The sequence below is a fragment of the Cupriavidus sp. 96C5-1 genome (genome assembly GCF_057798855.1).
In genome coordinates this window covers 97,675-110,831 of the sequence record NZ_JBYOJU010000009.1, presented here as the reverse complement: position 1 = coordinate 110,831, position 13,157 = coordinate 97,675, and the positions used below count along the sequence as shown (strand labels likewise).

The following is a 13,157-nucleotide window of genomic DNA, read 5'->3' as shown; positions in this document are numbered from 1 at the left end:
ACCGACGCATCAACAAACCAATACTCATCATCCCATCAAGGAGACATCACATGGCAAACCAACGCAACGTCGGCTTTATCGGCCTGGGCATCATGGGCGCACCGATGGCGGGCCACCTGCGCGCGGCCGGCCACACGCTGTTCGTGCATGACGTCAATCCGGCGCCGCAGGCGCTGGTCGATGCCGGCGTCACGGTCTGCACCAGCGCGGAGGAAGTCGCCAAGCGCGCCGACATCATCGTGATCATGGTGCCGGACACGCCGCACGTGGAAGCCGTGCTGTTCGCCGAGAAGGGCGTGGCCGCCGCGCTCAAGGGCGCCGGCAAGGAAGCCGCGCACGGCAAGATCGTGGTCGACATGAGCTCGATCTCGCCGATCGCCACCAAGGACTTCGCCGCGCGCATCAACAAGCTCGGCGCAGCCTACCTGGACGCGCCGGTCTCGGGCGGAGAAGTGGGCGCCAGGGCCGCGTCGCTGACCATCATGGTGGGCGGTCCGCAGGAGTCCTTCGACGAGGTCAAGCCGCTGTTCGAGCTGATGGGCAAGAACGTGACGCTGGTCGGCGGCAATGGCGACGGCCAGACCACCAAGGTGGCCAACCAGATCATCGTGGCGCTGAACATCCAGGCCGTGTCCGAGGCGCTGCTGTTCGCCTCGAAGGCGGGCGCCGATCCGGCGCGTGTGCGCCAGGCGCTGATGGGCGGCTTCGCCGCTTCGCGCATCCTGGAAGTGCACGGCGAGCGCATGGTCAAGCGCACCTTCGACCCGGGCTTCCGCATCGAGCTGCACCAGAAGGACCTGAACCTGGCACTGCAGGGCGCCAAGGCGCTGGGCGTGGCGCTGCCTAATACCGCCACCGCGCAGGAGCTGTTCAACACTTGCGCCGCCAACGGCCTCGGCAAGCAGGATCACTCGGCGCTGTGCCGCGCCATCGAGATCATGTCGAACCACGAGATCGCCAAGAGCGCCAAGTAAGCAACGCGGCCTCCCGGAGGCCGGCAACACTCCCCGGCCGCAAGCGGCCGGGGAAGCAGTTTTCAGGATCCCGTCATGCTCGCCACCGATTCCAACGCCGCCCCGCTGGTGCCCCAGCGCCCTGCCGGGCTTTCCGATCCGCGCGCCCTGCTGCGCGACCTGTTCGACACCGCCGTGGCCGCTGTCAGCGCCAGCCATTGCCTGCCGCCGCAACTGCCGCCGCCGCCCAAGGGCCGCACCGTGGTGATCGGCGCCGGCAAGGCCGCCGCCGCCATGGCGCAGGCGGTCGAGGCGCACTGGCAAGGCGACATCTCCGGGCTGGTGGTGACGCGCTACGGCCATGGCGCGCCGTGCCGCCGCATCGAGGTGGTGGAGGCCGCGCATCCCGTACCCGACGAGGCCGGGCAGCGCGCCGCCGAGCGCATGGTGGAACTGGTCCAGGGCCTGAGCGCCGACGACCTGGTGCTGTGCCTGATTTCGGGCGGCGGCTCCGCGCTGCTGGCCGCACCCGCGCCGGGCATCTCGCTGGCCGACAAGCAGGCGGTCAACAAGGCGCTGCTGCGCAGCGGCGCCAACATCGGCGAGATGAACTGCGTGCGCAAGCACCTGTCGGCGCTCAAGGGCGGACGGCTCGCCCTGCACTGCGCGCCGGCGCGCGTGGAGACCCTGCTGATTTCCGATATTCCCGGCGACGACCCGACGCTGATCGCCAGCGGCCCGACCTTGCCGGACGCCACTACCTGCGCCGACGCGCTGGCGGTGATCGCCAAGTACGGCATCGAGGTGCCAGCCAATGTGCACGCGCACCTGGCGAGCGGCGCGGGCGAAACGCCCAAGCCCGGTGATGCGCGTTTCGATGGCCATCGCAGCGTCACGCTTGCCACCGCCCAGCAATCGCTGGAGGCCGCGGCGGCACGTGCGCGCGAACTGGGCTTTGAAGCCCACATCCTGTCCGACAGCATCGAGGGCGAGTCGCGCGATGTGGCGCTCGTGCATGCCGCCATCGCCCGGCAGATCGCGCGGCTCGGCCAGCCGTTCAGGAAGCCTTGCGTGCTCCTGTCCGGCGGCGAGACCACGGTGACCGTACGCGGCAGCGGCCGCGGCGGACGCAACGCGGAATTCCTGCTCGCGCTGGCCGTGGCGCTCGACGGCCTGCCCGGCGTGCATGCGCTCGCCTGCGACACCGACGGCATCGACGGCTCGGAGGACAACGCCGGCGCCCTGCTGGCGCCCGATACGCTGACCCGTGCCGCGGCACGCGGATTGTCCGCCCGCGCGCACCTGGGCAACAACGACGGCTACGGCTTCTTTGCCGGACTGGACGACCTGATCGTCACCGGCCCGACCCGTACCAATGTCAATGATTTCCGCGCGATCCTGATTGCGTAAGCGATGCGAATCGCGCAAGGCCAATGATTGAACACAGGCGCGTCCGTTGCGGCGCGCCGCCCGAGATTGGAAGAGGAGACAAAATGAGACGCCAGCGCAAAGCCAAGATCGTTGCCACGCTCGGACCGGCCAGCACCGACATCGCGGTGATCCGCCAGTTGTTCGAAGCGGGGGCGGACGTGTTCCGCCTCAACTTCAGCCACGGCTCGCACGAGGACCACAAGCGCCGCTACGACGCGGTACGCCAGGTCGAGGCCGAAACCGGCCGCCCCATCGCCGTGCTGGCCGACCTGCAAGGCCCCAAGCTGCGCATCGGCACCTTTGCCGCGGGCAAGGTCGCGGTCAAGGCCGGCGATGCCTTCGTGCTCGACAGCGATCCCAGCCCGGGCGACGCCAGCCGCGTCCACCTGCCGCATCCGGAGCTGTTCCGTGTGGCGGCCCCGGGGCAGTCGCTGCTGATCGACGACGGCAAGGTGCAGCTGAAGATCGAGGCGGTGGCCAGCGGCAGCATCGCCACGCGCGTGGTGAACCACGGCACGCTGTCCGATCGCAAGGGCGTCAACGTGCCCGATGCGGTGATCCCCATCCCGGCGCTGACCGAGAAGGATCGCAAGGACCTCGACTTCGCGCTGGCGCTCGGCGCCGACTGGATCGCGCTGTCCTTCGTGCAGCGCCCGGCCGATATCGTGGAGGCGCGCGAGATCATCGGCACCCGTGCCGGCGTGCTGTCCAAGATCGAGAAGCCCGCCGCGCTGCAGCAGCTGGAGGAGATCGTGCGCGTGTCCGACGCGGTGATGGTGGCGCGCGGCGACCTTGGCGTGGAGTTGCCGCCGGAGCGCGTGCCGGGTGTGCAGAAGCGCATCCTGCGCATCTGCCGGCAGCATGGCAAACCCATCGTCATCGCCACGCAGATGCTGGAGTCGATGATCGATTCGCCGGTGCCCACGCGTGCCGAGGCATCCGACGTGGCCAGCGCCATCTACGACGGCGCCGATGCGGTGATGCTGTCGGCCGAATCGGCCAACGGCCGCCATCCGGTGCCGGCGGTGGCGATCATGGACCGCATCATCGCCGAGGTAGAGCGCGATCCGCTCTACCGCAACCTGCTGGACGCGCAGCACGAAACGCCGCTGTCCACCCGCCAGGACGCGATCTGCGCCGCGCTGCGCGAGGTCACGCAGATCATCGGCGCGGCCGCCACCGTGACCTACACCTCGTCGGGCTCCACCGCGCTGCGCGCGGCGCGCGAGCGGCCGCATGCGCCCATCGTCAGCATCACGCCGAACCTGGAGATCGCGCGGCGCCTGGCGATTGCCTGGGGCGTGCATTCCACCGTCAGCCCCGATGTGCAGAGCGTGGACGAGATGGTGAATGCGGCCACCCGCGCCGCGCTGGCCGAGGGCTATGCCGCGCCGGGCGACCAGATCACCATTGCGGCGGGGATGCCGTTCGGCCAGGGTGGCACCACCAACCTGCTGCGCGTGGCCGAAATCGGCGGCGCGGAGCCGGGCAAGGCGCTTGCGGCTGGCGCCGCCAGCGCGGTGCCGGCGGTTACCGCCTGATACAAGGGGCGCATCCGCTGGTGGCACCGCCATTGCTATACTGATCGGCACGCCGTCGCCACCCTCTGGCGGCGGCCATCAATCAGCAATGCGGAGCCACCATGCGTCTCGATGACGAAGCCGAAAGCCAGAATGTAGAAGATCGCCGGGGAGACGGTTCCGGCGGTTTCGGGGGCTTTGGCGCGGGACCCAAGACGCTCGGCATCGGCACCATCCTGGTGGCGCTGGCGGCGTCGTATTTCTTCGGCATCGATCCCTCGGTGATCATGCAGGGCGCTTCGGTGCTGCAGGGTTCGCAGCAACACGCGCCGCAGCAGCAGCATGTGCCGAGCCATCCGCCGGCCAACGACCAGATGACGGTATTCGTGCGCAAGGTGCTGGGCAATACCGAGCGTACCTGGTCGCACATCTTCGAGACCGATCTCAACCGCCAGTACGCGCCGCCCAGGCTGGTGCTCTTCACCGGCTCCACGCCCACCGCCTGTGGCACCGGCGAGTCGGCCATGGGGCCCTTCTACTGCCCGGGCGACCAGAAGGTCTATATCGACCTGGCCTTCTACGACGAACTGCGCAAGCGCTTCGGCGCCGGCGGCGACTTTGCCCAGGCCTATGTGATTGCCCACGAAGTCGGCCATCACGTGCAGAACCTGCTCGGCGTCTCGGGCAAGGTCGACGCCGCGCGCCGCCGCATGGGCGAGGCCCAGGCCAACCAGCTCTCGGTGCGCGTGGAACTGCAAGCCGATTGCCTGGCCGGCGTGTGGGCCGCCACCGCCGAGCGCGCCAACCAGCAACTGCTGGAGCCCGGCGATATCGAGCAAGGCCTCAAGGCCGCCGCCGCCATCGGTGACGACCGCCTGCAGAAGCAGGCCCAGGGCTATGTGGTGCCGGAAGCCTTTACCCACGGCACCAGCGAGCAGCGCGTGCGCTGGCTGCGCCAGGGCCTGACCAGCGGCGATATCCGCAAGTGCGACACCTTCGCGGCCCGGCAGCTGTGAGCGCCTGAGGCCACAGGCCTCGCTTCCGCCTTTGCGCGCTCCCCATGCGTCCCGGGCGGCCCGACGGCCGCCCGCGGCCTGCCACCCCTCGTCGGGATGGTATGCGCGCGTGCACGAATCATCACGTAAACATTGTTCACAAAATGATCGGTGTTTATAATCGCGCACATGCCCGCCACCCGAATCCTGCAGCCCGCGCTGCCAGTCGCACCCGCCATCGCCAGCGCCGCCGCGCACGCGGGTGCGGCCCGGCGCGCCGTGGGGCGTGCCGGCGGGGCCGCGTTGCGCCGCGAGAGCGTGCGCCAGGCCTTCTTCGACGCAGCCCGCGCGCTGTTTGCCGAAGCCGGTTTCAGCGGTGTCACGCTACGGCGCGTCGGCGAGCTGTGCGGATATAGCGCGGCCGCCATCTACCGGCATTTCGAGGACAAGACCGCACTGCTGTTCGAGCTGTGCGCGCAGGACTGGGTACGGCTGGCGGCAGCGCTGGCCGAGGCCCGGGATAGCGCCGGCGCGCCGGCGCAGGCGCTGCCCGCCGTGCTCGATGCCTATGTGGCCTGGGCCCTGGCGAACCGTCACAGCTACCACCTGATGATGATGATGGGCCTGCCGGCCGATGCCGAACGCGCGATCGACCAGCGCTGGCGCGAGCGCTTCCCGCAAGACCCGGTGGGCGCCGTGCTGCAGGCCTGCGTGGCCGACTGGCAGGCCGCCGCGCTGATCGACGCCAGCCACGAGCCTGGCGACGTCACCGATGCGCTGTGGACCGCCGTGCACGGGCTGGCCGCGCTCGACATCACGTTCGAGCACCTGCCGCGCGAGCAATGGCAGCCCTTGGCGCATCGCCAGCGGGTGCTGCTGGCGGCGCTGCTGCGCGGCTTCGCGCCGCCGGCGCGTTAGGGTCGCCGGACCCCACAGCCCCCTTTCCCCCTCCTGTTGCTTCTGCTGTTCCGCCTGACGGCGCTTTCTGTCCAGCTAGCGCGCCGTCCCACGTTCCATCGCACCGGAGCCGCGGCCCGCTGCCGCGCCGGCGCCAGAAAACCAACTTGCCATGGCGTCCTTCTTCCTTCGCCGTCCCGCCTTTGCGTGGGTGATTGCCATCCTCACCATGGTGGCGGGCCTGATCGCGCTCACCCGCATTCCCATCGCCCAGTATCCGGCGGTGGCACCACCCACCGTGATCGTCTACACGGACTATCCCGGCGCCTCCGCACGCACCGTGGAGGATGCCGTCACCGCGGTGCTGGAGCAGCAGATGCACGGCATCCCCGGCCTGCTCTACCTCGATGCCAGCAGCGAGGGCGGCAGCGCCACCATCACGCTGGGCTTCCGCCAGGGCACGGATGCGCAGCTGGCCCAGGTCAACGTGCGCAACCGCGTCATGCAAGCCGAGCCGTTGCTGCCGGAGACGGTGCGCCGCGGCGGCATCTACGTCGACCAGGCCAGCAGCAGCCCCTTCATGTACGTCTCGCTGGTCTCGGACACCGGCCAGATGGATGAAACCGCGCTGGGCGATTTCGCCGCCGGCTCGGTGCTGCCGATGCTGCGGCGGCTGCCGGGCATCGGCAAGGCCGAGCCCTACGGCTCCGAATACGCGCTGCGCATCTGGTTCGACCCCGACAAGCTCCATGCCCACGGCTTGACGCCCGAGGATGTCGAGCAGGCCATCAAGGCGCGCAACGGCGACGTCACGCCGGGCCAGCTCGGCGGCGCGCCCGCGGTGCCGGGCCAGCCCTTCCAGGCGCTGGTGCGCCCGCCGCGGCCGCTGTCCGACCCCGACGCCTTTGGGCGCATCGTGGTACGCGCGGGCAAGGACGCCTCGGTGGTCTTGCTGCGCGACGTGGCGCGGGTGGAACTGGGCGCCAGCGATTACCGCTATGCCTCGCGGCTGGGCGGGCGCGAGGCCGCTTCGATCGGCCTCAAGCTGGCCGACGGCGCCAATGTGCTGGCCACCTCGCGCACGGTCCGCGCCGCGCTCGACGAGGCCGCGCGCAGCTTCCCCGCCGGCGTGCGCTACGAGATCTCCACCGACAACGCGCAGTTCGTGCAGCGCTCGATATGGCGCGTGCTGACCACGCTGGCCGAAGCCACGGTGCTGGTGTTCCTGATCCTGTACCTGTTCCTGGGCAACCTGCGGGCCACGCTGATCCCGGTGATCGTGGTGCCGGTCTCGCTGCTCGGCACGGTGGCCTGCCTGTACGCGCTGGGGCTGTCGCTCAATGTGATCACGCTGTTCGGCGTGGTGCTGGCGATCGGCATCCTGGTCGACGATGCCATCGTTGTCGTGGAAAACGTGGAGCGGATCATGCGCGAGGACGGCGTGGGCGCGCTGGAGGCGGCGCAGCGTTCGATGCGCGAAGTCTCGGGTGCCCTGCTGGCGGTGACGCTGGTGCTGTGCGCGGTGTTCGTGCCGATGGCCTTCATGGGCAGCGCGGTGGGCGTGATCTACCGGCACTTTGCCGTGACGCTGGCGATCTCGATTGCCTTCTCGCTGTTCTTCGCGCTGTCGCTGGCACCGGCCATGTGCGCCAGCCTGCTGCGTCATATGCCGCCGCCCGAACGCGGCCCGCTGGCCTGGTTCGAGCGGCGCTTCACTGCCTTTACCGGGCGCTACGCCGGCTGGGTGCAGGCGATGCAGCGCCGTCGCCTGCGCTGGCTCGGCATCTACCTGGCGCTGGCCGTCGCCGGCGGCGTGATGCTGTGGCAGATCCCGGCCGGCTTCCTGCCGGAGGAAGACACCGGCGAGCTGGTGATCGACGTGGAGCTGCCGGCCGGCGCCACCCAGGCGGAAACGCGCGCGATGGTGGCGGACCTGGAGCAATGGCTGCAGGCGGGCGGCTACCCGCTGCGCTCGGTGTTCGCCGTGCTGGGCTGGAGCAACTCGGGCAGCGGCGAGCAACGCGCCAGCCTGTACCTCACGCTCAAGGACTGGGAAGAACGTGGGCGCAAGGACCGCGCCGATGCCGTGCTGGCCAGGCTGTCGGCCGGGCTGGAGGACTGGCCTGGCCGCGGCCGGGCACAGCTGTACGCCTATAACGGTACCGCGCTGCCGGAACTCGGCAGCACCAGCGGGCTCGACATGCGGCTGGTGGCGCAACCGGGCACCGGACGCGATGCCCTGTTTGCCGCGCGCGACCGCCTGCTGGAGGCCGCCGCGCATGAACCTTCGCTGGGCGAGGTGCGCGCCACCACCGCGCAGCCGGCACCGGCGCTCGACCTGCGCATCGACTATGAGCGCGCCCGCAGCTTTGGCGTGGCGCCCGAAGCCATTCACCATGCACTGTCGACCACGCTGGGATCGCGCTATGTCGACGAAGTGGCGCGTGAAGGCCGTATCCGCCGCGTGATCCTGCAAGCCGATGCGCCTTACCGGATGGCGCCCGCACAGCTGGCGCGCGTGCATGTGCGCAACGAGCAGGGCGGCATGGTCTCGCTGGGCGCTTTCGCAGAGCTGGTCTGGGGCCGGGGCGAGGCCACGCTGGAGCGCTTCAACGGCCTCAGTTCGGTTCGCATCAACGCCGATGTGGCGCCGGGCCACAGCACCGGCACCGCGATGGCGCGGCTCTCTGCCATGGTGGGCGAACTGGGCACCGCCTATGACACGCGCTGGACCGGGCGCGCCTTCGAACAGCTGCAAAGCGGCACGCAGGCGCCGTGGCTGTTCGCGCTGTCGATGCTGTTCATCTTCCTGTGCCTGGTGGCGCTCTACGAGAACTGGACCTTGCCGCTGGCCGTGTTGCTGGTGGTGCCGGCGGGCCTGCTCGGGGCGCTGGCGGCCATCTGGCTGCGCGGCATGCCCAACGACGTCTACTTCAAGGTGGGCGTGGTGGTGATCATGGGACTGGCGGCCAAGAATGCGATCCTGGTGGTCGAGTACGCGGAGCAACTGCGCCGCGGCGGCATGGACCTGGCCGAAGCCGCCGGCCAGGCCGCGCGCCAGCGCCTGCGCCCGGTGGTCATGACCTCGCTGGCCTTCATCCTTGGCGTGGTGCCGCTGGCGATCAGCACCGGCCCCGGCGCGGCGGCGCAGCGCGCGGTCGGCACCGGCGTGCTGGGCGGCATGCTCGGCGCCACCGTGATCGGCGCATTGGCCATCCCCTTGCTCTATGCCTTGATCGGGCGCAGGCGTAGCCGGCGCGAGCGGACATGACGACCGAGGCGCAGACAGGGCGTGGCGTAACGGGAGTGCCGGGGGAAAAACGGAAAGGCGGGGGAGAAGCGGGGAAAAATCACCCGCCCGGCGGGAGAGAGAAGGAGGAGGAGGTCAGCCGGGCAGGTGGGAGATAAAGCGGTAGAAACAGTGATACGCGGCGAACACCCGAGTGGCCGCCGGGTAACATCAGGTCTGGATCAGACCCTGTAGCCGTACAGCGAACCGTCGCCCGAGCGCGAGTTGTCCAGCGAGCTGGCAGCGATTTCGCCACGTAAAGCGCGCGCGCCGTCGGTGAACGTATCGAACTTGCCTTGCTTGGCGCCATCGGTGAACGTATCGAACTTGCCTTGCTTGGCGCCGTCGGTGAACGTGTCGAACTTGCCTTGCTTGGCACCATCGGTGTACGGGTCGAACTTGCCGGCGCGCAGCGCGTCGGCATAGACGTCGAACTTGCCGACCTTGCTGTTGGCGGGGGCGGCCAGGGCTGCGGTCGATGAGGCGACGATCAGCATAGCTACCGCGCTGCCAATGATGCGTTTGGCGTTCATTTGGGACTCCTTCAACTGATTATTCGTCTTTTTTCTTTTGAACTGCGGTACAAGCTGCCCCGGCAAATCTATGTTGCGCTGCAGGCACGGACTGAAGATTAGTGCCTGGGCTTGCAAGGAGAAATACCACTGCGACGAATGGTGCGTTGCGAGTCGTGAAACGCTGGAAGTGAGGACGAATGGCGGGGATCGGGGGGCGACAGGCGGGATCCGTGTGGCCGAGGCCTTGCCTGAAATGCCGCCAGCCCAGCCTGGAGGCCACCTGGCCGGTGTGCGGGGACCGGCCGGCGCGGAGCTGGCCGGGGGGCGTAAGCGCCGGGGGCAAGCCGCGGCGACACCGCGGCCCGCCTCCGGGATGCGGGCAATCCGCCTTACAGCGTGTACTGGCCGTTGGCTTCGGGCTGGAAGGACAGTTCCACCACGGTGACGCTTTGCTCGCGTCCGTCGGGCAACCGGTAGCTGACGGTCTGGCCGGCGCGCGCGCCCAGCAGGGCGCGGCCGATCGGCGACAGCACCGACAACCTGCCCTCGTCGAAATCCGCGGTATCGGGGTAGACCAGCGTCCACCGGCGCGGCACGGCCTCGCCTTCCAGCGCGCACAGCAGGCTGGAATTCATGGTCACGACATCCTTCGGGATGGCCTCGGCCGGCACGATGGCGGCGCGCTCGAGGATGCTGTCGAGCATTTCGGCCAGGGGCGCGGCGCGCCCGGCGATGCGCTCGAGGCGGGTCACGTCGAGCTCGGTAAGGTAAAGGGTCGATTGCTGCTTGGACGAAGCCGTCATGGTAGATCCTCGCTAGGTGGCGATGCGGCGACCGGCAAAGGTTGGGGCGATCCCTTGGGGATCGGCCCCGGCGCTGCCAGGTCATCGAATTGGGTGGGCCGTCGGGAACGGCGGGAAAACCGCGAACAGGGTGTGACTCGGCCCGGTTCGGCGCTTGCCTGCGTCTGGGGGAGCGTCAGGCTGGGAACCGGGCGGGATCAAGCGGTGCGCTGATCCGGCGGCAGGCCGTGGCCTGTTTGGCTTGCGTGCGCTGTGCCAGTGCCGCGCGCACGCACGCGCCGGCCTGCCCGGTACGGGCAAGCTCGACAGCGATCGGCGACAGGCGGCAAAGCGTCATTTACGTGCGGCGGTAATGAATGGGAATTCGGGAAAGCGCGCCACGCGGCGGAATCGACGAGAGCGATGGCTTACTCAAGTGTTCTGCCGCAGGGCCTGGCCCGCCGTATCCGCACCAGTTTGGTGTGCGGCGGGTAAAGGAATCGTAGCATAGCCGGCACTTTTAATGCACTGGCATCGCCCCTTAGCCGTGGCCAGCGGCATGCGGATGGCACTCGCAGGCGGCGCCTGCCGCGGCTTGCTGCAGGTTCTGCAGGATGCCGCACTCGCTGGCGGGATGCGGCTGGTTGCAGGTGTGGCGCAAGGCCCGCAACTGCCCTTCCAGTGCCTCGAGCGCCACGCGCTGGGCGTGGATCTGCTCGATCTGGCGGTCCAGCAGCGCGTTGATATCGTCGCAGGCAAGGGTGGGATCGCGCTCGAAGTCGCGCAGCCGGCGCACGTCGGACAGGCTCATGCCCAGGGAGCGGCAGTGGCGCACGAAGTTGAGCTGCAGCAGGTGGCCATCGCCATAACGGCGATAGCCGTTTTCCTCGCGCTGGGGCGCGTCGAGCAGGCCCTCGCGCTCGTAATAGCGGATGGTTTCCACGTCGCAGCCACTTTGGCGGGCCAGTTCACCGATACGCATGACGACTCCAAATCACTTCAATATCAGGCAGGACCCTGAAGTAATTACAGGGTATCAGGCTAGTGTAGACCATGGCGGGGCTGCCACGCCGCCTCCGCCATCATTTATGGCCGCCGCCCGATGACCATCCGCTGGAGCCGGATGAGCCCCCGCTCCAGCCACGCGCGCTGCCATAGCCCGATGAGGAGCCCGAGGACGTGGAGTCGCCCAGGTTGAAGAAGGTCGTGCCGAATAGCACGATGATGCCGTAGACGAGATAAAGCAGGCGCACGCTGTCTCAATCCTTTCCGGCCCAGCGCTGGACCAGCCAGATCGGCGCCCACAACAGCAGGAAGCCGACCACGATGGTGATCCATCCCCGGTCGGTGATCAATGCCACCGGCACGTTGAGGATGGCGAGGAGGATGGCGTAGACCTTGGCGCTCTTGCGGCAAAAGGCGAGATCCGTGCCGCTGGCCGCCGCCTGCGGGGCGCGGGCCGCCTCGGCCAGGCCCGGGCTGCCCTTGAACCATTGCGCCACCTGCGCGCGCGCCACGGTGGTGGACAAGGTCCAGACGATCTCCGTGCCGGAGGTCTCGCGCGTGAGCCGGCGCGCGGGCTTGCCGAACTCGGTCAGCCGGGTGCGGTCTCCCACCCGGACCCGCCAGTTGAAGGTGCCCGCCGCGTACAGTACCTCGCTCCCGTAGTCGTAGCCCTGCTGGAAGGTCTGGCCCTGGTAGCTTGCGGTAGTGCCGGAAACCATGCGCGGCCAGGTATCGAGCACCTCGACCCGGTCCCAGCCGCTATCCTGCTCGACCAGCCACATCAGCCCGCGCTGTTCGTTGAACAGCAGGTACTCGACCCAGGTCGAGGCCTCTTCCTCGTCGTGGTCGGTGCACTGCATCAGGCCCAGCACCGTGTAGGGCTTGCCGTCGATGGTACCGGTGTCGCCCGGCGACAGGCTGGTCTTGAGCGCATCCAGCTCGCGCTGCTTCTCCAGCACCAGCGCGGTGGAGGTGGTGCAATCGATCTGGCTGTGGCAGCTGGGGCAGACCACGAAGCTGGCCACGCCGGCGCGGTAGGCGATCGGGCCGCCGCAGTCCGGGCAGGCCAGCGGCACGGCCTTGCCCCGGTAGCGATCGGCGGTGCCGGCGATCTGTTCGGCTTCGCGCAGCAGCTGGCACTTGAGCTGGCCGAGCGTGACCGCCTGGCCGGTATAGATGGCCGGCGGATCGCCGTCGGCGTAGTCGAGCGTGAGGAAGCGGCCTTCGTCGCGGAAATCCGCCACCTGCGCCGTCCAGCCCGCGCCGACCGCGAACGGCAGCTCGCCCTGGCCGCCGGTGCAGCGCGCGCTGCGCACATCGCTGGCCAGATAGCGGTGCTTGTCGAAGTACAGCGGGGTGCCGGGCGTGAGCTGGCCGAAGCGCGGCAGCGCTTCGCCGTCGAGCTGGGCGGCCGACTGCGCCGGCGTGACACGCCGGGTCAGCATGTACTGGCCGGAGGCATCGGCCAGCCAGCCGTCGCTGCCGTCGTCGAACAACACGTACCACTCGTTCCACAGGCCGGCGTCGTAGCGCAGCTGGATGCGGCCGACCAGGGTGAAGCCCTGGCCGCCCCATTGCCCGGCGGTGTGGATCTGCAGCGGCGTGTAGTCCTCCAGCACGGCGGACATCTTGCCGATGTCCTTGACCGTGTCGGCATCCTTGAGCAGTGTGCTGTGGCAGTACTCGCACACCACCATCACCGCGGCCGACGAGCGGAAGGCCGCCGGCGCGCCGCAGCTTGGGCAGTTGATCTCTTGCATGCGTGAGGGC

The 13,157-nt window shown here is 69.0% G+C and carries 11 protein-coding genes; 6 read left to right on the top strand and 5 right to left on the bottom strand.

Annotated features, from left to right (window positions below; all coding sequences use genetic code 11):
* Window positions 1-50: 50 nt before the first annotated feature.
* The 6 genes from glxR (at window position 51) to AC3FOF_RS13185 (ending at window position 9,067) form a co-directional block, all read left to right on the top strand.
* Window positions 51-974: a 2-hydroxy-3-oxopropionate reductase gene (gene glxR / locus AC3FOF_RS13210; RefSeq protein WP_017226332.1), complete on the top strand. Its 924-nt coding sequence runs from the start codon at window positions 51-53 to the stop codon at window positions 972-974.
* Between the two features lie 75 nt (window positions 975-1,049).
* Window positions 1,050-2,363 (top strand): glycerate kinase type-2 family protein, encoded by a 1,314-nt coding sequence (locus tag AC3FOF_RS13205; RefSeq protein WP_488726846.1) that lies wholly within the window; start codon window positions 1,050-1,052, stop codon window positions 2,361-2,363.
* Window positions 2,364-2,446: 83 nt separating this feature from the next.
* Window positions 2,447-3,925 carry a pyruvate kinase gene (gene pyk, locus AC3FOF_RS13200; protein WP_276266909.1) on the top strand — a complete coding sequence of 493 codons (1,479 nt, stop codon included), beginning with the start codon at window positions 2,447-2,449 and terminating at the stop codon, window positions 3,923-3,925.
* 101 nt (window positions 3,926-4,026) lie between these two features.
* Window positions 4,027-4,920, top strand: a complete 894-nt coding sequence (ypfJ, locus tag AC3FOF_RS13195) for a KPN_02809 family neutral zinc metallopeptidase (protein WP_017223829.1) — start codon at window positions 4,027-4,029, stop codon at window positions 4,918-4,920.
* A 168-nt stretch (window positions 4,921-5,088) separates the two neighbouring features.
* Window positions 5,089-5,817, top strand: coding sequence for a TetR/AcrR family transcriptional regulator (locus AC3FOF_RS13190; RefSeq protein WP_276266910.1), 729 nt, complete (start codon window positions 5,089-5,091; stop codon window positions 5,815-5,817).
* Between the two features lie 151 nt (window positions 5,818-5,968).
* The gene (locus AC3FOF_RS13185) at window positions 5,969-9,067 is read left to right on the top strand and encodes a multidrug efflux RND transporter permease subunit (RefSeq protein WP_488726845.1); all 3,099 of its coding nucleotides are present in this window, start codon (window positions 5,969-5,971) and stop codon (window positions 9,065-9,067) included.
* Window positions 9,068-9,267: 200 nt separating this feature from the next.
* On the opposite strand, the gene AC3FOF_RS13180 is transcribed toward AC3FOF_RS13185, so the two are convergent.
* The 5 genes from AC3FOF_RS13180 to AC3FOF_RS13160 form a co-directional block, all read right to left on the bottom strand.
* Window positions 9,268-9,618, bottom strand: a complete 351-nt coding sequence (locus AC3FOF_RS13180) for a hypothetical protein (RefSeq protein WP_488726844.1) — start codon at window positions 9,616-9,618, stop codon at window positions 9,268-9,270.
* Between the two features lie 371 nt (window positions 9,619-9,989).
* The gene (gene rnk / locus AC3FOF_RS13175) at window positions 9,990-10,403 is read right to left on the bottom strand and encodes a nucleoside diphosphate kinase regulator (RefSeq protein WP_017225121.1); all 414 of its coding nucleotides are present in this window, start codon (window positions 10,401-10,403) and stop codon (window positions 9,990-9,992) included.
* Between the two features lie 520 nt (window positions 10,404-10,923).
* Window positions 10,924-11,364 carry a Cd(II)/Pb(II)-responsive transcriptional regulator gene (locus AC3FOF_RS13170; protein WP_017225122.1) on the bottom strand — a complete coding sequence of 147 codons (441 nt, stop codon included), beginning with the start codon at window positions 11,362-11,364 and terminating at the stop codon, window positions 10,924-10,926.
* Between the two features lie 100 nt (window positions 11,365-11,464).
* Window positions 11,465-11,635, bottom strand: coding sequence for a hypothetical protein (locus AC3FOF_RS13165; protein ID WP_017225123.1), 171 nt, complete (start codon window positions 11,633-11,635; stop codon window positions 11,465-11,467).
* Window positions 11,636-11,641: 6 nt separating this feature from the next.
* The gene (locus tag AC3FOF_RS13160) at window positions 11,642-13,147 is read right to left on the bottom strand and encodes a DUF4178 domain-containing protein (RefSeq protein WP_276268385.1); all 1,506 of its coding nucleotides are present in this window, start codon (window positions 13,145-13,147) and stop codon (window positions 11,642-11,644) included.
* Window positions 13,148-13,157 lie beyond the last annotated feature (10 nt).

Bases quoted from the DNA above. Each gene is read 5' to 3' on its own strand.
- AC3FOF_RS13190 (WP_276266910.1), top strand. From the start codon at position 5,089: ATGCCCGCCACCCGAATCCTGCAGCCCGCGCTGCCAGTCGCACCCGCC.
- ypfJ (WP_017223829.1), top strand. From the start codon at position 4,027: ATGCGTCTCGATGACGAAGCCGAAAGCCAGAATGTAGAAGATCGCCGG.
- rnk (WP_017225121.1), bottom strand. From the start codon at position 10,403: ATGACGGCTTCGTCCAAGCAGCAATCGACCCTTTACCTTACCGAGCTC.
- pyk (WP_276266909.1), top strand. From the start codon at position 2,447: ATGAGACGCCAGCGCAAAGCCAAGATCGTTGCCACGCTCGGACCGGCC.
- AC3FOF_RS13185 (WP_488726845.1), top strand. From the start codon at position 5,969: ATGGCGTCCTTCTTCCTTCGCCGTCCCGCCTTTGCGTGGGTGATTGCC.
- AC3FOF_RS13170 (WP_017225122.1), bottom strand. From the start codon at position 11,364: ATGCGTATCGGTGAACTGGCCCGCCAAAGTGGCTGCGACGTGGAAACC.
- glxR (WP_017226332.1), top strand. From the start codon at position 51: ATGGCAAACCAACGCAACGTCGGCTTTATCGGCCTGGGCATCATGGGC.
- AC3FOF_RS13180 (WP_488726844.1), bottom strand. From the start codon at position 9,618: ATGAACGCCAAACGCATCATTGGCAGCGCGGTAGCTATGCTGATCGTC.
- AC3FOF_RS13205 (WP_488726846.1), top strand. From the start codon at position 1,050: ATGCTCGCCACCGATTCCAACGCCGCCCCGCTGGTGCCCCAGCGCCCT.
- AC3FOF_RS13160 (WP_276268385.1), bottom strand. From the start codon at position 13,147: ATGCAAGAGATCAACTGCCCAAGCTGCGGCGCGCCGGCGGCCTTCCGC.